This window comes from Burkholderia torrens (genome assembly GCF_984668525.1).
The window spans coordinates 899,548-921,971 of record NZ_OZ480213.1; the positions used below are offsets into that span (position 1 = coordinate 899,548).

At 65.5% G+C, this 22,424-nt stretch carries 11 protein-coding genes and 1 pseudogene; 5 read left to right on the forward strand and 7 right to left on the reverse strand.

Annotated elements, in window-relative coordinates:
- Positions 1-20 precede the first annotated feature (20 nt).
- Complete coding sequence (locus AC5LXX_RS34390; RefSeq protein ID WP_493413649.1) at positions 21-3,746, reverse strand: hypothetical protein; 3,726 nt, start codon at positions 3,744-3,746, stop codon at positions 21-23.
- A 475-nt stretch (positions 3,747-4,221) separates the two neighbouring features.
- On the opposite strand from AC5LXX_RS34390, the gene rbsK reads away from it, so the two are divergent.
- The 3 genes from rbsK to AC5LXX_RS34405 are packed head-to-tail and all read left to right on the forward strand — an operon-like array spanning position 4,222 to position 7,617.
- A complete protein-coding gene (rbsK, locus tag AC5LXX_RS34395; protein WP_493413650.1) occupies positions 4,222-5,148 on the forward strand; it encodes a ribokinase in 927 nt (308 codons plus the stop codon).
- Between the two features lie 40 nt (positions 5,149-5,188).
- The gene (gene fucP, locus AC5LXX_RS34400; RefSeq protein ID WP_493413651.1) at positions 5,189-6,562 is read left to right on the forward strand and encodes an L-fucose:H+ symporter permease; all 1,374 of its coding nucleotides are present in this window, start codon (positions 5,189-5,191) and stop codon (positions 6,560-6,562) included.
- 2 nt (positions 6,563-6,564) lie between these two features.
- Positions 6,565-7,617, forward strand: a complete 1,053-nt coding sequence (locus tag AC5LXX_RS34405; RefSeq protein ID WP_493413652.1) for an aldose 1-epimerase family protein — start codon at positions 6,565-6,567, stop codon at positions 7,615-7,617.
- 22 nt (positions 7,618-7,639) lie between these two features.
- Here the strand turns inward: AC5LXX_RS34405 and deoR are convergent, their stop codons facing one another.
- Positions 7,640-8,410: a DNA-binding transcriptional repressor DeoR gene (gene deoR, locus AC5LXX_RS34410; protein WP_059242175.1), complete on the reverse strand. Its 771-nt coding sequence runs from the start codon at positions 8,408-8,410 to the stop codon at positions 7,640-7,642.
- 146 nt (positions 8,411-8,556) lie between these two features.
- Between deoR and deoC the strand changes: the two genes are divergently transcribed.
- Positions 8,557-9,237, forward strand: a complete 681-nt coding sequence (gene deoC, locus AC5LXX_RS34415) for a deoxyribose-phosphate aldolase (RefSeq protein ID WP_493413653.1) — start codon at positions 8,557-8,559, stop codon at positions 9,235-9,237.
- Between the two features lie 13 nt (positions 9,238-9,250).
- Here deoC and AC5LXX_RS34420 read toward each other — a convergent pair whose 3' ends face one another.
- Positions 9,251-10,825 (reverse strand): serine hydrolase, encoded by a 1,575-nt coding sequence (locus AC5LXX_RS34420; RefSeq protein ID WP_493413654.1) that lies wholly within the window; start codon positions 10,823-10,825, stop codon positions 9,251-9,253.
- Between the two features lie 691 nt (positions 10,826-11,516).
- On the opposite strand from AC5LXX_RS34420, the pseudogene AC5LXX_RS34425 reads away from it, so the two are divergent.
- Positions 11,517-11,672, forward strand: a pseudogene (locus AC5LXX_RS34425) (integrase core domain-containing protein); the annotation flags it as partial.
- A 45-nt stretch (positions 11,673-11,717) separates the two neighbouring features.
- Here the strand turns inward: AC5LXX_RS34425 and AC5LXX_RS34430 are convergent.
- The 4 genes from AC5LXX_RS34430 to AC5LXX_RS34445 all read right to left on the reverse strand — a co-directional run bounded on the left by AC5LXX_RS34430 (position 11,718) and on the right by AC5LXX_RS34445 (position 22,138).
- Entirely contained in the window at positions 11,718-12,023 is a 306-nt protein-coding gene (locus tag AC5LXX_RS34430) for an H-NS histone family protein (RefSeq protein ID WP_493413655.1), read from the reverse strand.
- A 173-nt stretch (positions 12,024-12,196) separates the two neighbouring features.
- Complete coding sequence (locus AC5LXX_RS34435; RefSeq protein ID WP_493413656.1) at positions 12,197-12,565, reverse strand: hypothetical protein; 369 nt, start codon at positions 12,563-12,565, stop codon at positions 12,197-12,199.
- A 259-nt stretch (positions 12,566-12,824) separates the two neighbouring features.
- Complete coding sequence (locus AC5LXX_RS34440) at positions 12,825-13,502, reverse strand: OmpA family protein (RefSeq protein ID WP_493413657.1); 678 nt, start codon at positions 13,500-13,502, stop codon at positions 12,825-12,827.
- 119 nt (positions 13,503-13,621) lie between these two features.
- Positions 13,622-22,138, reverse strand: coding sequence for an ESPR-type extended signal peptide-containing protein (locus AC5LXX_RS34445; RefSeq protein WP_493414338.1), 8,517 nt, complete (start codon positions 22,136-22,138; stop codon positions 13,622-13,624).
- Positions 22,139-22,424: the final 286 nt, after the last annotated feature.

Genomic DNA, 22,424 nt, shown 5'->3' on the forward strand with positions numbered 1-22,424 from the left:
GAACCCGTCACGGCTCGCCGTCAATCCGCCACGTATCGCGGATTCATTTGAACTGGCGCACCGCGCCGAACGAGGTCGGCGAGCGCCTGCGTCGGGTTGCCGCCACCCGACGACATCCGATCGACAAACGCGTCGGCATCGTCGATCTTTACCCATCCAACGATGGCCTCGGCCGAAACGCCCGTTGCATTCACCTCGTGCCCGGTTGGATCATCGCCGTCCGGTGCAACGGTCATGTGACCGTTCGCGACCATCGTCTTCGTCATGTCGTACGCGTGCTGTCCTTCGCCCAGCCGCCGCGTGTCGATCACGTAGAGATACCCGGGCCCGGAGCCTGCGCCGTTTGCACAGTAAGGCAAAGCGTGCGCCGCGGTTTTCGCGGTCGAGACTCCCGATTGCCCCGTCGCGCCCTTGGTCCGCGCAAGCCCCTGCGCCTCCAGCAGGTGCGCGTCGACGGCAAGCGGATTCCGGCTCGCGAACCCGCCGGCCCGGACGACCTCGCTCGGCGAGCGCGAATCGCCCCGGAACACCATCCCGTGATAGGCAAACAGCGCTTCGTTCGCCGGCGACACGGTCGAGCGCCCCGCCGCAGCCGTCACGCCGTGCGGCCGCGCCCCGACGATGAAGCGCGTCAGATCCGCCGGGCTCCGGATCGCGAGCGCCCCGCCGTCGGGCGTTCGGCCTTCGACCGGCATGTCCATGCCCAGCGTGCCCATGACCTCCGCGGAGAAGTCGCCGACGCCCAGATCCGGCAGCGGTAGTTCGAACGCGCTGCTCTCCGTGCGCGATGGCAGCGCGCTCGCGTCGCCGCCGTGCAGCACGAACGTGCAGTTGCTCCGCTGATCGTGGCACAGCACCGCGTCGACGCGCGAAGGCGGGCCGCCGGCAGCAGCAGCCGCTCCGCCGACAAGATGCGGCGCCCCCTCGCCGGTCGCGTCGACGATTTTCACGGTCGCGCCGGGCTTGCCGAACACGTCCGCCGCAATGCGCACGATCGCGTCCCGATCGCGCACCACGTCGACGTGGCGATCCGGCTGCGCGGCCGTTATCTCGGCCAGGATGCGGCGGCGTGCGCTCATCACCTTGCGCGACGCGATGTTCGTCGGCATTTCGCTGTGTCCGCCGAGTTGCTGATGCAGCGCATACAGCATCGAGTCCAGTCCCGGCGAGCCATGGTTGCCGATCACGCTGACGCCGGCCTGTTCCAGCTTCAGACGCCACGTCAACGGTTCGGCGGCCGACACGCCCTGCTCCGGCATCCGGTCCGCCACCGCCGAGGCCGCGTCGACGCCGCGCGAATCGAGCACCTGGTCGGAAAAGCGGCGCCGCAGGTGCTCCCCGAACAGGTGCGATTCGAGCCACGCGGCCGCTTTGTGCTTCGGCATCGCTTCCAGCTCGCCGATTTCCGTCTCGGTGAAGCGAAAGTCGCGCAACGTGTTGCGCGCGGCCACCGCGCCAGCGCCGCCGCCGCGCAGTTCCGCGGCGAACAACCGTGCGGCGAACACGGGGTTGTCGGCCGCGAAGCGCGTCGTCAGCATGCCGGTCACTTCCGGCGCCGGCCGGCCGCGATACGGCGCCACGTCGAAACCGACAGTCGCCGGCGCGTCGCCGCCGGCCACGCGTGCGCCGAGCGCGGCAAGCGCCGGCCCGGGCGTATAGGCAGCCTCTTCAAGACAATGCGCCTGCAATGCGTCGTAGCTGTCGTCCGGCTGCGACATCGGCGTGATGCCGGCGAGTGCCGTGTAGCTGTCGCCGCTGCCGAGCGCGGCCTCGCGCGCGACAAACGCGAGTGCATCGCGCTGCTGTGCGTCGGTGCCGAGCCCGCTGCATTCCTCGGCGAGCACACGCAGCGCCAGCTTCGCGCTCGCGTCGGGAGCATGCGCGGTCAGCAGCGCACGCGCGTCGTCGAAGCGGTCCGCGCGTTCCAGCGCATTGAGCTTCGCGATGTCGCCGGGCGACATCTTCAGCGTGTTCGCAAGGAAATGATCGCCATTGCGCAGCCGCATCGCACGTGCGCCGCCGTTCGCGATTCTTGCATGGAGATCCGGCAACCCGCGCAGCAACGCCTCCTCGCGCATCGCCGCGGTCACGGGAATCGCATTGCGCCGGTTGATGTCGGCGGCAAGCGAACGCCGGCCGGCATACGCGAGATAGACGGGGCTCATCACCGCGCGTGTCGCGCTGACGCCTGCCGCCGCACCGGGATTCGCCGCCAGTTCCGCGATGGACAATGCGCCGCTCACGGCTCCGTAGCCGACCTGCACCTTCGCATGACGCTTCTCCTCGCGCAGCGCGTCGAGGGCGACGTCCTGATGCGCGAGGATGTGCTTGCGCAGCGTGTCGGTTGTGTCCGGTTGCGGATGCGTGCGGCCGGTCTGCAACGGCAGCACCTTCTGGTTGTAGCGCGTTCGCAGCTCGCCGAGCCGGTCGAGGTCGGTGCCCTGCGAGAATTGCTTGACGAGCGCGGCACGAATATCGGCACGCTGAGGGCGCGTGGTCGGCAGCGTCGCGTCGGCCTTCCAGAAGCGCCACGAGCCGAAGTGCAGCGTCGCGTGGAAGCGCTCGCGGTCCGCGGCCGGCAGTGCCTGGTAGCGCGCGATGAAGGCCGGCACATCGCCGGCCGCGGCGATCGCGCGCAGCGTCGATGGCGGGAACGCGTGCAGGTCGATGCCGGCCTTGCGCAGTTGCGCTTCCGCGGACGCGACGGCCGGAGAACTCCTGGCACCCAGCGCCTCCGAGCGGGCAGTCTTCAGCGCATCGAACACGGCCTCGCTGCGGCCGGGGCGCACTTCGGCCTCGATCAGCGCGTCGATCACGGCCTCGCGGGCCCCGCGCCGCATGCTCGCGCTGTTCAGGTTGGTCGTGCGCCCCATGTTCAGCACTTGCACCGCATTGCGCGTACTGGGGAAGTGCAGCAGGTTGAGCAGCTTTTTCTGGCCAACCAGACCGAGGTCATTGAAATTCTTCACGAAGCGCGCGACCTCCGCGTCGCTGCGCGTGCGCAGGATCGCGTAGGCATTCGAGCCGATCCGGCCGGACGCGTGCAGATCGTCGAGTTCGCGCAGCGCGGCGCCGGACGAATCCGTCCGCGCGCTGACCGGGTTCCTGACCGCGGCACGCAGCAACTGGATGCGATCGACGCTGCGGTCGACCTTCGCGCTCGTCATCGCACCGGCCGCCACGTACATCGCGCTGCCGGCCAGGCCGATCGCGCCGTCGGCAGTCACCGCGTGACTGCCGTACATCGACTGCCCGTGATGCGCGGCACTCTCGCCGCGCCCGACCTCGCCCAGCACGCCGAGCCCGACGTCGCGGATTGCGCCGGGCGCGGCACGCGCGGCGTTACCCTTCGCGAGATCGTGCGCGACCCGTGCGTCGTTGCCGGCGAGCGTGCCCGGCTTTGCATCCTTCACGGCGCTCGCGGTCTTGGCCAGCGTCACCGTCTTGTTGGTCATCGAGACCGCGGTCGCGGCAACGTCGAGCGCCTGCGGCAACATGCCGATACCGGTGGTCGCCTCGCCGACCACGTGCGTCTGCTCGGTCGCACCGTGGAACGTGCTGGCGAGCCCGCTACCGGCGGCGGTCGCATTAGACGCAGCCCACAGCTCGTAGCTGGCCGCCGCCGCCGCGCCCACTTCCGGCTCGGCTTTCTCGAGCCCCTTCGCGACCTTGCCGCCTAGCCGGCGCGGCACCTTCGACAGTCCGTCGAGCAGCGTGTGCCGCGCCTGTGCCGCGGGTTTGTCCACGTCGGCGTGAGTGGTTGGCGCGTCGCTGCTCGTGCTGGTGGTATCGGCGCTCGATGGGCGAAGCCGGCCAGGAAGCCGCAGGGGCATGGGGAGATCCTCGAGTCATGACGGAGGCCGCGCGTCGGCGGCGCCGTCATCACGAATACGGTATCGGATTGATTCGGGTAGTAGATCGGAGATCGCCCGCATGATGAAACATGATCGGAATCCATGTCGCGAAATGCGAAACGAGTAGCAGCCGGCACGCGTGGACGGACAGGAAACTGTCACAAACAACCGGATCGTTCGAGCGCCGGGCGCAGGAAGAAATGGCGACACCCGCCACATGCCCCCCCCTCCCCGGACGTCCAGCCCAAATAGTGACCAATCTCACACCACAAGATCGCATTCTCACATTTTATGTTATTTTATTATCATTCATTGCGACCGCCGGCGACCACGCGCGGCCCACCTCAATACCAAGGAAGAGACCCAGATGGAGACAATCGCCGTTATCGGCAGCAACATGGTCGACCTCGTGACCTATGTCGAACGCATGCCCGCCCGCGGTGAAACGCTCGAGGCGCCGAACTTCGAGCTCGGCTGCGGCGGCAAGGGCGCGAACCAGGCCGTTGCGGCCGCCCGCCTCGGCGCGCGCGTCGTGATGGTCACGAAGGTCGGCGACGACGTGTTCGCCGACAACACGATCCGCAACTTCGAGCGCGAAGGGATCGACACCACGCACGTGCGCAAGGTCGCCGGCGTGCCGAGCGGCGTCGCGCCGATCTTCGTCGAACCCGATTCGAGCAACAGCATCCTGATCGTCAAGGGTGCGAACCGCCACCTGAAGCCGGCCGACATCGACGCGGCCGCGCCGGCGCTCGCCGAATGCGCACTGATCGTGCTGCAGCTCGAGATCGAACTCGACACCGTCTATCACGCGATCGCATTCGGCGCGCGGCACGGCATCCCCGTGCTGCTGAACCCCGCGCCCGCGGTGGCCGGCCTCGATTTCGAGCGGATCCGCTCCGTCGAATTCTTCGTGCCGAACGAAACCGAGCTCGCGATCGTGTCGGGCATGCCGGTCGATTCGCGCGAGAGCGCCACCCGCGCCGCCGAAGCGCTGGTCGCACGCGGCCTGAAGCACGTGCTCGTCACGCTCGGCAGCAACGGTTCGCTGCTCGTCTCGCGCGATCGCGTGCGGCACGTGCCGGGCGTCCCGGTCGACGCGCGCGACACGACGGGCGCAGGCGATGCGTACATCGGCTGCTTCGCGCGCTGCTACGCCCAATCGCGCGACGCCGTCGACGCGATGCGCTACGCGTCCGCGTATGCCGCGCATTCGGTCACGGGCCTCGGCACGCAGAAGTCGTACGCCGACGCCGCGACGTTCGAACGCTTCCTCCACGACGCCGGCTTCTGATCGGCGCCTTCATCGACGAGACATTGGGAAGGAGACACCCATGAGCCGAGCCAGGATCGAACACACCCCCGACGGCTATTACCTGAACCGCACGCCGCTCTTCGCGTTCACGCTGCTGTGCTGCCTGTTCGCGCTGTGGGGCACCGCCGCGAACCTGAACGACGTGCTGATCGCGCAGTTCAAGAAATCGTACTTCCTGTCCGATTTCGAATCGGCATTCGTGCAGTCCGCGTTCTATCTCGGCTACTTCTTCCTCGCGATTCCGGCCGCGACCGTCGTGAAGAAGTTCAGCTACAAGACGACGATCCTCGTCGGCCTGCTGCTCTACACGACCGGCTGCCTGCTGTTCTTCCCGGCCGCGTCGATGGCGAAATACGGGATGTTCCTCGTCGCGCTGTTCGTGATCGCGGCCGGCCTGTCGTTCCTCGAAACGGCGTCGAACTCGTATTCGACGCTGATGGGCCCGCGCGACACCAGCACGCGGCGGCTGAACATCTCGCAGACGTTCTATCCGTTCGGCGCGATGGCCGGCGTCTACATGGGCAGCCTCCTGATCTTCAAGGAAGGCGATGCGTCGCACGCTCAGCTCGCGGCGATGTCGGCGGCCGACGCGCACGTGCACCAGCTCGCGATGATCCAGGCCACGCTCGCGCCGTACAAATGGCTGATCGCCGTGCTCGTCGCCGTGTTCATCGTGTTCGCGCTCACACCCTACCCGGCCTGCAAGGGCAACGGGCCCGGCGCGATCACGCACCGGATCGACGCGCGCGGCACGCTCGCGCGGCTGTTCGGCAACCGGCGCTTCGTCGCGGGCGTCGTCGCGCAGTTCCTGTATGTCGGCGCGCAAGTGGGCGTATGGAGCTTCACGATCCGGCTCGCGATGCAGATCGGCGGCCTCACCGAGCGCGGCGCGTCGCACTACCTGCTCGCGACGTTCTTCGCGTTCTTCGTCGGCAAGCTGGTCGCGACGCTCGTGATGAAACGCGTCGGCCCGGCCAAGGTGCTGATCGTCTACGGCATCTTGTGCATCGCGCTGCTCGCGTACACGATCAGCGTGCACAACATCACGGCCGTCTATGCGGCCGTGTGCGTGAGTGTGTTCCTCGGCCCGTGCTGGCCGACGATCTATGGCCTGACGATCGACGGTCTCGGCAAGGACACCGAATACGGCGGCTCGATCCTCGTGATGAGCATCGTCGGCGGCGCGGTCGTGCCGCTGATCCAGGGGTTGATCTCCGATCACACCGGCGGCAACATGCAGCTCGCGTTCGTCGTGCCGCTCGCATGCTTCGTCGTGATCGTCTACTACGGCTTCTACTGCCTGCGCCACCTGCCGGCCGCGACGCCCGACGCCGCCGCCGACGGCCGCGCAACCGCGCGCTACGCCGCGTCGCGCAACACGTCGGGAGCTTGACCATGCGAGGCGAGATCGAACTGCGGCGCGACGACTTCCGCGAAGCGCCGCGCACGCTGTACCGCACCGACGGCCTCACCGTCACCGCGTTCGCGTATCCGTCCGGCGTCGAAGCGCTGCGGCTCGAGAACCGTCGCGGTCATCTCGTCGTGCTGCCGTATCTCGGCCAGATGATCTGGGCCGCCGAATTCGACGGCCGCGACCTGACGATGAAGCACATGTTCCGGCAGCCGAAGCGCGCAACGTCGATCATCGATACCTACGGCTGCTTCATGTTCCACAGCGGGCTGCTGCGCAACGGCTGCCCGGGGCCGGACGACACGCATGCGCTGCACGGCGAGATGCCATGCGCGCCGATGGACCGCGCGAGCCTCGTCGTCGGCGCGGATGCGCGCGGCGCGATCGTCGAAGTGACCGGCGAATACGAGTTCGTGCAGGGCTTCGGCAGCCACTATGTCGCACGTCCGTCGGTGCGGCTCGCCGAGCACGACGCGCGGATGACGATCGCGATGGACGTGACGAATCTCGGCGGCACGCCGATGGACTTGATGTACATGGCTCACCTGAACTACGCGTACGTGCCGGGCGGCCGCTTCGTGCAGTCGCTGTCGCGCGGCGGGTTGCGGCTGCGCGACAGCGTGCCCGCGCACGTGAAGCCGACCGCTGCGTGGCGCGACTACACGGCCGCGCTCGCGCGCGAACCCGAGCGGCTCGCGACGCTCGATACGCCCGCGCTGTACGACCCCGAGATCGTGTTCTTCATGAACGGTGCGGAAACGGACGCCGACGGCATCGCGCATTTCCGGCTCGCGCATCCGGACGGCGGCGCGTTCCACACCGCGTATCGCGCGGAGCAATTCCCGCATGCGGCGCGCTGGATCCTGCACAACGCGGACCAGCAGGTCGCCGCGTTCGCGCTGCCGTCGACCTGCGAGCCGGAGGGGTATGAAGCCGAACGCCGCAAGGGCCATGTCGCGGCGCTCGCGCCGGGTGCGACGCGCCGCTTCGAAGTGCTCACCGGCTACCTGAGCGCGGCGGAAGCACGTGATGCTTGACGCGATGCACGGCCGCGCGGCATCAGGTCACGAGCGCGATTCCGTGTTCGCGGATCGCCGTTTCGTAGCGGCGGCTCAGTTGCCCGTCGGAGATCACGTAGTTGAAATCGGTCAGTTCGGCGAAGTAGGCCGCGCGCACTTCGTCGAACTTCGTGTGGTCGACGAGCAGGAAGCGGTTCTGCGCGCGCGCCATCACCTTCTTCTTCGCGTCGACTTCGTGGAAGTTGAAGCACGTGACGCCGCAGCGGTCGCTGACGCCGGCCGCCGAGATGAACGCCTTCGACACGCGCACCGAGTCGAGAATGCCCGTTTCGGCGACCGATTCGAACACCATGTTCTGACGGTGATACGCGCCGCCGCACAGGATCACGTTGCAATGCGGCTTCTGCTGCAGCTTCGCGAACACGTTCAGCGAGTTGCAGACCGCCGTGAACTCGAGGTCGTCCGGGATGAAATCGACGATGAACGGCGTGGTCGAGCCGCAGTCGACGAAGATCGTGTCGCCAGTCGTCACGAACTGCGCGGCCAGCTTTCCGATGCGGCGCTTCTCCTCGGTCTGCCGGTTGTTCTCCGCGCTGATCAGGTATTCGCCGATGTCGCTGCGCTGCGCGGCGAAATGGCGCGTCACGTAGCCGCCGATCAGGCTGAGGCCGTGCGGGTTGTCCGCGAGATCGCGGCGGATCGTCATCTCGGACACGCCGAACAGCTCGGCGACTTCCTTCAGATGAATCGCGTTCTGCCCTTGCAGCACGTTCATCAATGTCTTGATCCGTTCGCCCTTCTTTGTTTCCATGCCTGTATCCTGCGTGCCCGTCGCGTGAGTCGCTCGTCGTGCCGGGCGCGCAGGCCCGGCCGGAATGTCGTATTTGTAACAAACCGATGTGAAAACATCAACTTTCCGTGTGCCCTTCCGGCATACGAACCGTGGAGTCCTGACACATGCCGCTTTCCAACGCCCAACTCGCCCAAACCATCGATCACACGCTGCTCGCGCCCGACGCGAGCGACGCGCAGATCCGCGAACTCTGCCGCCAGGCGGCCGAGCATCGCTTCTACTCGGTCTGCGTGAATTCGGCGAACGTGCCGCTCGCCGCGCGCGAACTGGCCGACACCGGCGTGCTCGTTTGCGCGGTGGTCGGCTTCCCGCTCGGTGCGGGGCTGTCGGCCGCGAAGGCATTCGAAGCCACCGCCGCGATCGACGCGGGCGCCGGCGAGATCGACATGGTGATCAACCTCGGCGCGCTGAAGAGCGGCCGCGCCGACGACGTGAAGGCCGACATTGCGGCCGTGCACCGCGCATGCGGCGCGGTGCCGCTCAAGGTGATCCTCGAAACGGGGCTGCTGTCCGACGACGAGAAGGTGCGCGTGTGCGAGATGTGCCGCGATCTCGGCGTCGCGTTCGTGAAGACGTCGACCGGGTTCGGCCACGGCGGCGCGACGCTCGCGGACGTCGCGCTGATGCGCCGCACGGTCGGCCCCGTGCTCGGCGTGAAGGCATCGGGCGGCGTGCGCGATCGCGCGGCCGCACTCGCGATGCTCGAAGCCGGCGCGACGCGGCTCGGCACGAGCTCGGGGGTCGCGATCGTCACCGATCAGGGTGGTGGCGGGGCGGGGTACTGAAGCGACGCCGCCGTCAGCGGGTGAAGACGTTCAGCCCGCCGTCGCTGAACAGTTCGGCCGTCACGCGCGCCGGCGGTGTGCCGGCGAACGTGAGCGTATATTTCGAACCGGGCGGCGCCATTTCACCCGACGGGCTGACCGCGAACGTGTCGCCGTCCCAATGCGTGCACGCGAACGACACGTTGCCGACACCGATCGTCAGCACCAGCGCGTTGTCGACGACGCTCACCGTCATCGGCCCGTAGTAGTCGTTGCCGTAGGTGCCCGCATAGGCGGTCAGCGCTTGCGGCGGCGCGGGCGACACGGGCGCGGCGGCACCGGCAAGCGACCCGGTCGGCGCGGTCAGCGGGGCCGTCTGCTCCTTCGCGAAGGCCGCCCAGTCCCGGTGTTGCGCGCCGTACTGGACCAGGTCGAGGAAGGCGAAACCGATCGCCTCCGCCACGCCGACCGGCCAGGTGTTGGTCAGCACTGCAATGCCGATGTCGAGCGACGGCACGAGCACGAAGAAGGTACCAGCGCCCAGCAGGAAGCCGCCGGAGTGGCTGACCATCGGCCGCCCGCCGTCGGCGGTCGTGCCGACGTTGAAGCCGTAGCCGTAGTACGCAGCAGCGCCGTCCGCGCTCGCCGGCCGGATCATGATCTGCGGCGACAGTACGGGCGACAGCGCGGCGGCGGGGATCAGTTGCGTCGCGCCGGCGCGGCCGTCGGCCAGCACCATCGCCATCCATCGCGCGAGATCGTTGACCGACGAGCTCACGCCGCCCGCCGGCGATTGCAGGTCGGCATCGCGCGGCGCCACGACCGGCACGAACACGCCGTTGACGGGTACGTGCCCGACCGCATGATTCGCGCTCGCCTGGTAGTCCGCGTATCGCGAGCTCGTGCGCGTCATGCCGAGCGGCGCATAAACGGCCTGCTCCGACAACGTCGCCCAGTCGATGCCCGCCGCGTTCGCGACGCCGATCGCCGCGGCGGTCAAGCCGATGTTCGTATACGCATAATGGCTTCGGTAACCGACGAGCGGGATCTCGCGCAACCGGTTGAACACGGTCGTCTGGTCGAACCCGAGTTCCTCGAGCTGATCGCCGACATGCTCCGGCAGCCCCGAACGGTGCGCATACAGGTCGGCGACCGTCAGCATCTGCGTGACCGACGGGTCGGACAGCGCAAACGACGGCATCAGTTGCTGCATCCGCGTGTCCCAGCTCACGACACCCTTGCCGACCTGCGACGCCACGACCGTCGCGCCGATCGACTTCGAGACCGACGCGAGCTGAAAAATCGTATCGGCGTCGACGGGCTGGCCGGTGACCGTGCTGCACACGCCGTAGCCCTTCGCGAACAGCGCCTTCCCGCCGTGCACGATGGCCAACGCGATGCCCGGCACGCCCGAGCTGCCGAGCAGCGCGCTCACGAGCGGATCGAGCTGGGCGATAGCCGCCGCGATCCGTGCATCGGACACCGGCGCGAGCGGATCGGCCGACACCGAATCGCCGCCGCACGCCTGCAGCATGCCGAGGCCGCCGAGGCCGAGTGCCGAGCCTAATGCCGTCTTGAGGAAGCGCCTGCGATCGAGAGAGTCGGTCATGATGCAAACCCCGTGGGTTGGTGCGTGCGTGTTCTGTTTTTGATCTCCGACACGATCCGGCGCGGCCCGGCCCCGATCGCCCGGACAATATGCCTGCACTGTACGAATCCCACAAGATCCGGGTGTCGCACCGGGATCACCGGTCGACTCGCCAACCGGATCGTCACGAGCGGCCCGCTGCTGCGCGCGCGCCGCGCGCTGCTGTCTCGGCTGCCGTTCTTGCAGCTCGGCGGCGCTTCACGCATGGGGTGCGCGACGCCTTGGCTGACAAATATTGTGGAAATTCCACCAAAAGAACTAGCGTTCACTCATCATGGATCCGAATGCGAGTCCGGCGGTCTATCCGCCACGTCTTCACTCTCGCATGCGCCGCGGTTTCGGAATAGGCATAGGTCCAGATTACCGATCATGGCGCCATGATCAAAGGACCCGGCGGAAAAGGAATATCGGCCCATCCTGGATCGCGATCGTACCTTGCAGTTTTCTCAACAATGTGGCGTTCATCATTCGTGCCACGACGGCGCACCGGAACCGTTCACATTGAATTTCCTCTTTACAGCGCTGAATGACAAGGGGCTTACGTAGTCGGTGCCATCCTGCGGTCGCAGGACGTGATCCTGACGCTGTCGCGACTCGTACGCTTGCGCGCTTGTGCGGCAAGCTCCGCGACTGGTAGCTGAACCGCGAATAGTTCCGTAACTGTGCCGAGACAAAGCTGTTCATCGAATGCTGGCGGCAGTTCTACAACGAGCGCCGGCCCCACAGCGCACCTCGCTACCAACCTCCGGCCACGGTCCGTCGAGCCTGGATGGATTCCGATAACATCAACGCGAGACTCACTGCCTGACAGGTCACAACATTCCGCCGCAAGACAATCCTGCTCTCGTCATGCTCACTGGTCCGCATCGTCGCGCGGCACCCGAAACGTCTCGGGATCCTTACCGATGAGCCATCGCGGCGTTCTTCCCCTCCCCGACCACGTGACGCCCGTTTTCGGGTCCCAATACTTCGGCTTGATCCTTTTCCGCTCACGCGGTTTCGACTGCATGCCGTCGACAATAGCCCGAATGTCGACCCCGCTTTCTGAAAGCAGTGCCAACACCCGCTCGGCTATCAGCTTCGCCTCGTACTCGCGTACGGCGTCGATATCCTGCTTCAGTTTCTCGAAGTCAGCGATCAACTCGCTATACGTCTTCATAGATGAAGCTCCCACATCGTTGACCACACAACCTTCATCGTTGAATACACAACCGTCATTCCATCGCACATGTGCCGCACACCACGCAACCAACTTGATGAAGCCAGTCACGATTGCCCGTGAAGGAACGGAAGCACGTCGGCGGCCATCCTTGTCATCCGGGCCAATCCCGCTTACGACGCTTCTATCTTGCTGTCCGCCGGCATCGCATGGTGCCCGATCATCGAGCGCATGAGCACCCCATGCTTCCGTCCCAACTCCTCTGCCTTGCCGAGCAGGTTCGATGACAGACGGATCGGCGATATGTGTACTGCGTCGTCAACGCCTTTCCTGATACCCACTGAGACGGCGGAATCCGGCCCGTAAAGCCCCTCCGTCACTCCGTAGTCGTAAACCATCAGATAGACCTTGCTTTCCACCTCGTCGAATACCGCACTCAATATCGCGTTCAGTCTTTTCCGGAAAGTCGACAACACCCGATTCAATTGCTCGTCGTTTGCTATTTCTTCCAGTCCGGCAAGCAGTTCATCCCGCACATCCATATCAGAGCCCCGTTCTCACCCGGCATCGAAAAGCCCGCCCGATACCCGACGGGCGAACACGAATACGTTCGACATCCAGGTCGAACGGTCATTGTCGCGGCGACACTCGGCGCCAGCGACATGCGCGCACTCTCAACGCGTCGAATAAAAAGGCGCGACATGTCATCGCGCAAATGCACCCCGAGGACTTTCAGGTTCAAGGTACAAAACATTCAAATGCGACCAGCCTCGATCTCAAATGCATCGACTGCGTAGCCGGCTATCGAATGAGCGAAATTTCGACACGCCGATTGCTGGCGCGGCCCTCTGGCGTCGCGTTGGTCGCAGCCGGATCGACCTTGCCGCGGCCCGTGACCGACCATGAGCCGCCCCTCAATCCCTGTGCCTTCAAATAGCTCGCCACGGACTGCGCACGGCGCTGCGATAGCGCGAGGTTATAGGCGTCGCTGCCGACGGAATCCGTGTAGCCGGTGACGGCCACCTGCGAGTAGGTAATGTCTTCGCGTTCGCCAAGGAGCTTGTCAAGCGACGCACGGGCCGTCGGCGTGAGAGCAGCCTGACCAGTTGCGAACAACGTGTCGCCCGACAGTCTCAGGTGCTCGACCGGTACCGTCACCGGTGCGGGCGTTTCCGGTACAGCCGCTCGAACAACAGGTGCCGGCGCCGCGCCGCACTGGAAGACCAGCGTGGCCGGATCGGATTTGTCGCGCAGCGCGCGGGCCGAATCGACGGCGCGCACGGGCTCGTCGCCGCAGATCTTTCGGGCAGCCTTCATGCAGGTCTGCGGGCCCGACAGCAGGCCGTGGCAGTCCACCTGGAACGTGCGCACGCCGTCGCGCGGCTGCAGTTCGGAGGCGCTGAAGGTCGGGCCGGAGGCGGTCGAGCACGCGGCGAGGGCCGTTGCGGAAAGCGCGAGCGCAAGAGCGAGTTTGTTCACGGTAACGTCCTTAAAGCTTGGGTTGACCGGGCCCGCCGCAGGGTGTGCGGCGGGCCCGTCCTGCTGTCGGGGCCGCAGGCCGTCCGGCTGGCGAGCCGGGCGGCGGGCGGCGCGACGCGTTACTTCCACTGGTACAGCATGCCGGCGCCGATCACCTTCTGACCGCCGCTGAAGCCGCCGTTGATCGACGCCTTCAGGTTCTCCGTGATGCGCGCCTGCATGTTGACCGCCATCGCCTTCTGGCCGAGGAAGGTCGACGTGCCCACGCCCATCCCGAAGTTGGCGTCGCGATCGAGCTGCGGGATCGACGCCATCGCGCCGACGGCCGCGATACCCTGCTTCGCCATCTGGTCGGTCTGCTGCAGTTGCGAACCCAGCGAGTTGATCTGCGCCTGCTGGCCCGACAGTGCCGTCGACAGCGTCGTCTGCACCTGCGTCAGCTGGTTCACGTTCACCGCGTCGGTGCCTTGTGTACCCGGCGCGACATTCGTGATCTGGCGCTGCTGCTGGTCGCTGCCGACCGACACCACGTTCGAGCGACCACCGTCGTTCGAACCTGCACCGATCGCCACCGAGTTCGAGCCGGCGGTGACGGTCGGGACGTCGGTGCCCTTGCCGTTCATGTCGGCCGCGATGCCGTTGTTGTTCACCGCACGCGTCGTGTTGTTGTTGATCGTCGTCGACAGCGAGTTCAGCGTGTTGTTGATGTTGTTCACGCCGGTCGACAGCGACGCCACGTTGCTGTTCGTCGTGCTCAGGCCGGTGGACAGCGAACCGATGCCCGTCGAGGTCGACGTCGACAGCGAGTTGACGTTGCTGTTCGTCGTGCTGAGGCCCGTCGACAGCGAGTTGATCGCGGTCGAGGTCGACGTGGACAGCGATGCCACGTTGCTGTTCGTCGTGCTCAGGCCGGTCGACAGCGAGTTGATGCCGGTCGACAGCGACGCGACGTTCGACGCGGTGGACGTCGACAGCGTGTTGATCGCGTTGTTCGTCGCGTTCAGCTGGCTGCCGTTGATCGCGTCCGTGCTCGTGGCCGAGATCCGGCCCGCGGCGACGTTCGTGACCTGGCGTTCCTGGCCCGGTGCGCCGACGCTGACCACGCCGACCGGCGAGCTGCCCGCGAAGGAGTACGTGACACCGCCGATCGTGGCGCCCGAGGTGCCGACTGCCGCGGCCGTGACCGAGTTGGCGCCGAGTGCGATCGAGTTCGCGACGTTCGCTTGCGCGTTCGTGCCGAAGGCGAGCGCGTCGGCGGCCGTGGCCTTGGCGGCCGAGCCGTAGGCCTGTGCGCCGGTGGCGCTGGCCGTGGCCTGGCTGCCCAGCGCGATCGTGTTGTCCGCGGTGGCCTGGTTCGAGCTGCCGAGGGCGAGCGCGCTGGCGCCGGTTGCCGTGTTCGCGTTGCCGAGCGCCACTGCGCCGTTGCCGGTCGCCGTGTCGTTCGCGCCCATCGCCACCGCGCCGGTGCCCGTCGCGATGCTCGGGTCGCCGATCGCGACCGCGCCGTCGCCGGACGCCGTGTTGCCGGAGCCGATCGATACCGCCTTGCCGCCCGTTGCCGAGGCGTTCTGGCCGATCGCGACTGCGCCCGCCGTCTGCGCGTTCGAGCCGTCGCCGACTGCCACGCTGCTGGCGCCCGCCGCGCTGGCGTTCACGCCGGCGGCGAGGGCGTTGGTGCCGGTGGCGCCCGTGTTGTCGTAGTTGGCTTGCTGCACGCCGTTGTCGTTGACGCTGTAGTAGTGCGTCTTCGCGGCGTTGATCGCGGTCGAGGTCGAGGTCGACAGAGACGACACCGAGCTGTTCGTGCTGCTCAGGCCGGTGGACAGCGAGCCGATGCCGGTCGACGTCGAGGTCGACAGGGACAGGATCGTGCTGTTCGTGCTGCTCAGGCCGGTGGACAGCGAGCTGATGCCGGTGGAAGTCGAGGTCGACAGGGACGTGATCGAGCTGTTTGCCGAGGACAGGCCGGTCGAGGTCGAGGTCGACAGCGAGGTGATCGAGCTGTTGGCGGACGACAAGCCCGTCGACGTGGAGGTCGACAGCGACGACACCGAGCTGTTCGTGCTGCTCAGACCGGTGGACAGCGAGTTGATGCCGGTCGAGGCCGAGGTGGACAGGGACGTGATCGAGCTGTTAGCCGAGGACAGACCCGTCGACGTTGAGGTCGACAAAGACGACACCGAGCTGTTCGTGCTGCTCAGGCCGGTCGACAACGAGTTGATGCCAGTCGAAGTCGACGTGGACAGCGAGGTGATGGAGCTGTTCGCCGACGACAGGCCGGTCGAGGTCGAGGTCGAGAGCGACGTGATCGAGCTGTTGGCCGACGACAGACCCGTCGAAGTCGACGTGGACAGCGACGTGATCGAGCTGTTCGCGGATGACAAGCCGGTCGACGTGGAAGTCGACAGCGAATCGATCGAACTGTTAGCCGACGACAAGCCGGTCGAGGTCGACGTGGACAGCGACGTGATCGAGCTGTTCGCGGACGACAGACCCGTCGAAGTCGACGTGGACAGCGAGGTGATCGAGCTGTTCGCGGATGACAGGCCGGTCGAGGTCGAAGTCGACAGCGAGGTGATCGAGCTGTTAGCCGAGGACAGGCCGGTCGACGTGGAGGTCGACAGCGAGGTGATCGAGCTGTTTGCCGACGAGAGGCCCGTCGACGTCGAGGTCGAGAGCGAGGTGATCGAGCTATTCGCGGACGACAGACCCGTCGAAGTCGACGTGGACAGCGAGGTGATCGAGCTGTTTGCCGACGAGAGGCCGGTCGAGGCCGACGTGGACAGCGACGTGATGGAGCTGTTCGCGGACGACAAGCCCGTCGAGGTCGACGTGGACAGGGACGTGATGGAGCTGTTTGCCGACGACAGACCCGTCGAAGTCGAAGTCGACAGCGACGTGATGGAGCTGTTTGCCGACGACAGACCCGTCGAAGTCGACGTGGACAGCGACGTGATGGAGCTGTTTGCCGACGACAGGCCCGTCGAGGTCGACGTGGACAGCGACGTGATGGAACTGTTAGCCGACGAGAGGCCGGTCGAAGTCGAAGTCGACAGCGACGTGATCGAGCTATTGGCCGACGACAAGCCGGTCGAAGTCGACGTGGACAGGGACGTAATGGAGCTGTTCGCCGAGGAGAGGCCCGTCGACGTTGAAGTCGACAGGGAGCCGATCGAGCTGTTCGCCGACGACAGGCCCGTCGAGGTGGAGGTCGACAGCGAGGTAATCGAGCTGTTAGCCGACGACAAGCCGGTCGACGTTGAGGTCGACAACGACGTGATCGAGCTATTGGCCGACGACAGACCCGTCGAGGTCGAAGTCGACAGCGAGGTAATCGAGCTGTTAGCCGACGACAGGCCGGTCGACGTCGAGGTCGACAGCGAGGTAATCGAGCTGTTAGCCGACGACAGGCCGGTCGAGGTCGACGTCGACAGCGAGGTGATCGAGCTATTGGCCGACGACAAGCCGGTCGAAGTCGACGTGGACAGGGACGTGATCGAGCTATTCGCCGACGACAGGCCGGTCGACGTCGAAGTCGACAGCGAATCGATCGAACTGTTAGCCGACGACAAGCCGGTCGAGGTCGACGTGGACAGCGACGTGATCGAGCTGTTCGCGGACGAGAGGCCCGTCGAGGTCGAGGTCGACAGCGAGGTGATCGAGCTGTTCGCCGACGACAGGCCGGTCGACGTGGAGGTCGACAGCGAGGTGATCGAGCTGTTTGCCGACGAGAGGCCCGTCGACGTCGACGTGGACAACGACGTGATCGAGCTATTCGCCGACGACAGCCCCGTCGACGTGGAAGTCGACAGCGAGGTGACCGAGCTGGCGGTTGAACTCAATCCGGTCGAAAGCGACGTGATCGCGCTATTGGACGACGACAGTGTCGACGAAAGCGACGTCACCGCGCTATTCGTGCTCGACAGTCCGGTAGAAAGCGAGCCGATACCTGTCGATGTCGACGTCGACAGGGACTCGATACTTGAAATGGTCGTGCTTGCTACCGAATAAAGCTGACTACCGTTGATTGCATCCGTACTGGACGACGTGACTTGACCCGCCGCGACATTGGTAATCTGGCGTTCCGCGCCAGGCACGCCGACGCTCACCACGCTAGAGGGCGTCGTCCCGGCAAAATTGCCATACGTCGTCGTGCCTATCGTGGCGCCACTTGTCGGATTCGACGGCCCCGTGACCGATCCCGAACCGAGGGCAACATCGTTGGCGTTCTTGGCAATCGCATTCGCACCGAAGGCCACCGAGCCAGCTGCGCCTGCCGTCGAAGCGTTGCCCAACGCAAGCGAGCCGTCGCCGATCGCCGTATTGGCATTGCCCAGCGCCACTGCGCCGCTTCCGGTCGCCGTATTGTTTGCTCCCATCGCCACCGCGCCGGTACCCGTCGCGACGCTCGGATCGCCTATCGCCACCGCGCCATCGCCGCTCGCGGTGTTCGCGACGCCGATCGACACGGCCTTGCCACCTGTCGCCGATGCTTCCTGGCCGATCGCAACCGCCCCGTCCGACGCAGCATGCGAGCCATCCCCAACCGCGACGCTGCTCACGCCCGATGCGCTCGCATTCGTTCCAGCGGCAAGCGCGTTGACGCCCGTCGCCCCGTCATTGTTGTAATTGCCCTGCTGCGTGCCGTTGTCGTTGACGCTGTAATAGTGCGTCTTCGCGGCCTGGATCGCGGTCGAAGTCGAGGTCGACAGCGATGTCACTGAACTGTTGGTCGAGCTCAGACCGGTGGAGAGCGAACTGATGCCGGTCGACGTCGACGTGGACAACGATGTGATCGAGCTGTTTGCCGACGACAAGCCGGTCGACGTCGAAGTCGAGAGCGAGGTGATCGAGCTATTTGCCGACGACAGACCCGTCGAGGTCGAAGTCGACAACGACGTGATGGAGCTGTTTGCGGACGACAGGCCGGTCGAGGTCGAAGTCGACAACGACGTGATGGAGCTGTTGGCCGAAGACAGGCCCGTCGAAGTCGAAGTCGACAACGAGGTGATCGAGCTGTTCGCCGACGACAGACCCGTCGAGGTCGAAGTCGACAGCGACGTGATCGAGCTGTTGGCCGAAGACAGGCCAGTCGAAGTCGAAGTCGACAGCGAATCGATCGAGCTGTTCGCCGACGACAGGCCCGTCGATGTCGAAGTCGACAACGACGTGATGGAGCTGTTTGCGGACGACAGGCCGGTCGAGGTCGACGTGGACAGCGACGTGATCGAGCTATTCGCCGACGACAGGCCAGTCGAGGTCGAAGTCGACAGCGATGTGATCGAACTATTCGCCGACGACAAGCCAGTCGAGGTCGAGGTCGACAGCGACGTGATCGAGCTATTCGCTGACGACAGGCCAGTCGAGGTCGAAGTCGACAGCGAGGTGATCGAACTATTCGCCGACGACAAGCCGGTCGAGGTCGAAGTCGACAACGACGTGATCGAGCTGTTCGCCGACGACAGACCCGTCGAAGTCGAGGTCGACAACGAAGTCACCGAACTGTTGGTCGAACTCAGGCCTGTGGACAACGAGGCGATTTCACCTGTCGACGACGAAACGGTCGTCGACAGCGAATTGAGCGCCGTGTCGGTTGCATAAAGCTGCGAACCGTTGATCGCATCGGTACTGGACGCCGAGATTCGTCCGGCCGCAACATTGGTGACTTGCCGTTCAGCACCCGACGCGCCGACACTGACAACGCTCTGCGGGTTGGTTCCCGCGAACGAATAGGTCGCGCCCCCGATGACGGCGCTCGACGTCGGATTCGGTGCAGCGGTAACCGATCCGGCACCGAGCGCAACGTCTCCGGCGGATGCACCGGCTTGCGCATTCCTGCCCAGCGCAATCGCCGTGCTCTGTGACGCGGACGCCGAATTGCCCAGGGAGATCGTATCGCTCGCCGCGACGCCGTTGCCGGCCCTTCGACCGATGGCAATGTTGTTGCTGCCTGTCACGTTTTGTCCGGCCTGGAATCCCAACGCAACGTTGTTCGCGCCAACCACGGTGGTCCCGGCCGTGCTCCCAGCAGCAAAGTTGTTGTCTCCGCCGGACACATTCGAACCGCTGCTGTCGCCGATGGCGACGTTGTGATTGCTCGTTACATTGTTGCCCGCGGACGTACCCACCGCGGTGTTGTAACTGGCCGCTGCGGTCGAACTGCCCACGCTATCACCAGCACCCGCGCCGAACGCGCTGTTGTTCTGGCCATATACGTTGTTGCCCGCGTTGAAGCCGAATGCCGAATTGATCGTACCGGTCACATTCTGGCCGGCAAGCGGTCCAACCGCTGTATTACCGGAGTTACCGGCCACCCCGCCACTTCCCGCATTCTGACCCACGGCCACGCTGCCAGGCCCCACCGCTTGCGCGCCACTTCCCGCAGCCACACTGCCCGCGCCGCCGGCCGTGGCAGACTGTCCCAACGCAAGCGACGCGCCGCCACTTGCTGTAGCGCCGTAGCCTACTGCCGTGTCGCCACTTCCGGTCGCCGACGCATTGACACCGGCTGCGAGCGCGTTGATTCCGGTGGCGCCGTCGTTGTTGTAGTTGCCCTGTTGCGTGCCGTTGTCGTTGACGCTGTAGTAATGCGTCTTGGCCGCTTGGATCGCAGTCGAAGTCGACGTCGACAGCGACGTGATCGAGCTATTCGCCGATGAAAGGCCGGTCGACGTCGAAGTCGACAGCGAAGTCACCGAGCTGTTGACCGAGCTGATGCCGGTGGACAGCGAGTTGATGCCGGTCGAAGTAGACGTCGACAACGACGTAATCGAGCTATTCGCCGACGACAGACCCGTCGACGCGGAAGTCGACAGCGAAGTCACCGAGCTGTTAGCCGAACTGATACCGGTGGACAACGAGTTGATGCCCGTCGAAGTCGACGTGGACAGCGACGTGATCGAGCTATTCGCCGATGAAAGGCCCGTCGACGTCGAAGCCGACAGCGAAGTCACCGAGCTGTTGACCGAGCTGATGCCGGTGGACAGCGAGTTGATGCCGGTCGAAGTAGACGTCGACAACGACGTAATCGAGCTATTCGCCGACGACAGACCCGTCGACGCGGAAGTCGACAGCGAAGTCACCGAGCTGTTGGCCGAGCTGATGCCGGTGGACAACGAATTGATGCCGGTCGAGGTCGACGTGGACAACGACGTGATCGAGCTATTCGCCGACGACAGGCCAGTCGACGTCGAAGTCGACAGTGAGGTGACCGAGCTGTTAGCCGAACTGATGCCGGTGGACAACGAGTTGATGCCCGTCGAAGTCGACGTCGACAGCGACGAGATGCTCGACGTGGTCGTACTCGCCACGGCGTAGAGTTGGCTGCCATTGATCGCATCCGTGCTCGCCGCACCGACCAAACCCGCCGCGACGTTCTGAACCCGCCGTTCCGCGCCGGGCGACCCAACACTGACAACCCCAGCCGACGCATTGGCGCCTGCGTAGGTCCCGAAGGTCTGGCTATCGATCGTCGTGCTGCTGACCGCCCCCGTGCCGCCCGTGGCCGACGTGGCCGTCCCCGCCGTGACAGCCCCCGATCCCAGCGCAACCGATCCCGCCACATTCGCGATCGATCCCGAACCGAGCGCCTGGGCATTGGCTGCACTGGCCACCGCGGTGTCGCCGAGTGCCACGCCGCCTGCCGCGGAAGCCGTTCCGCTGTTGCCCAGCGCAACAGAGCCCTGGCCGGTTGCCGTATTCGCGTTGCCGAGCGCGACCGCGCCCTGCCCGGTTGCATTGTTGTTTGCACCGGCTGCAACCGCCCCAGTCCCGATCGCGGCATTCGGATCGCCGATCGCCACCGCGCCGTTGCCGCTGGCCGTTTGTCCGCGCCCGATCGCCACGGCGCCGCCAGCCGCCGTGGAACTATCGGCGGTCGTTCCCCCGGAACCGATGGCCACGTTCTGCCCGGTCGCCCCCGCGATCGTCCCGTCGCCTTGCGCGATGCCATAGGCGCCGCTCGCGGTAGCACCACGGCCAATAGCAATACCCGACGTCGCCGCGGCGGCCACCGATGCTTGCCCACCGATCGCGATACCGTTCGTCGCTGCCGAGACCGCTCCGGAAGTGGCGTTATCTCCAATCGCGACCGAACCCGTATTCGTCGCGGATGCGGCAGCACCGAACGCCGACGCGTAATTGCCGGAGGCCGTCGCGTTCGCGCCGTACGCCGAACTCGACGTACCCGACGCGGTCGAAAAAATGCCGACGGTCGTACCGAGGTTGCCGGCCAATCCGGCCATGCCGATCGCCACGGCCCCGTTGCCTGTCGCCGTGGTATATGAACCGAACAACGTCACCCCAGTATTCGGACCTTGATAACCTCCCCCGTTCGCGCTACATCCAATCACGTTGGAGTAAGTCCCGGACCCGTCTACCGGATTCACCTCGGCAGCAAACGATCGTCCCAGGAAAGTGCTTGCACCCGTGTTACAGGTGTTGGTGCTTGAACCGTTAGGCGGATAAGTCACCGCATTGGCCGCATTCATTCCGCCCGCCAACAGCAGACCGATTGCCAGCGCGACTACCGTTGTTGTCGCCGAGCGCCCGCCCTTGCCATGCGCCGAGTCCAGCTCCGAGGCCGCCACCCATGCACCCAGCGCCTCATTCCATATGGTCCGGTAAATACGATTCATTATATGACCCCTGGATTATTAAATATCCATGTCTCGGCTCAAGCGACGCCGACAAATTCAGACAAATAAAAATTCAATCAATAAGAAATAAATCCGACACACACGCAATCCAGCGTGCCTCTCTCACAAGAATTCACGCAGGCACGCGGACAGTGTCCATGAATGGACAAAGGCGATTTATTACGGCTCCAGAAAGCAACGCAGGAACGACGCATCGCCTTGTTTCGGAAAGATGCGAGGACCCCGAACGCAAACCAGCCGACAACCATGTCCCGCGATCGATAGC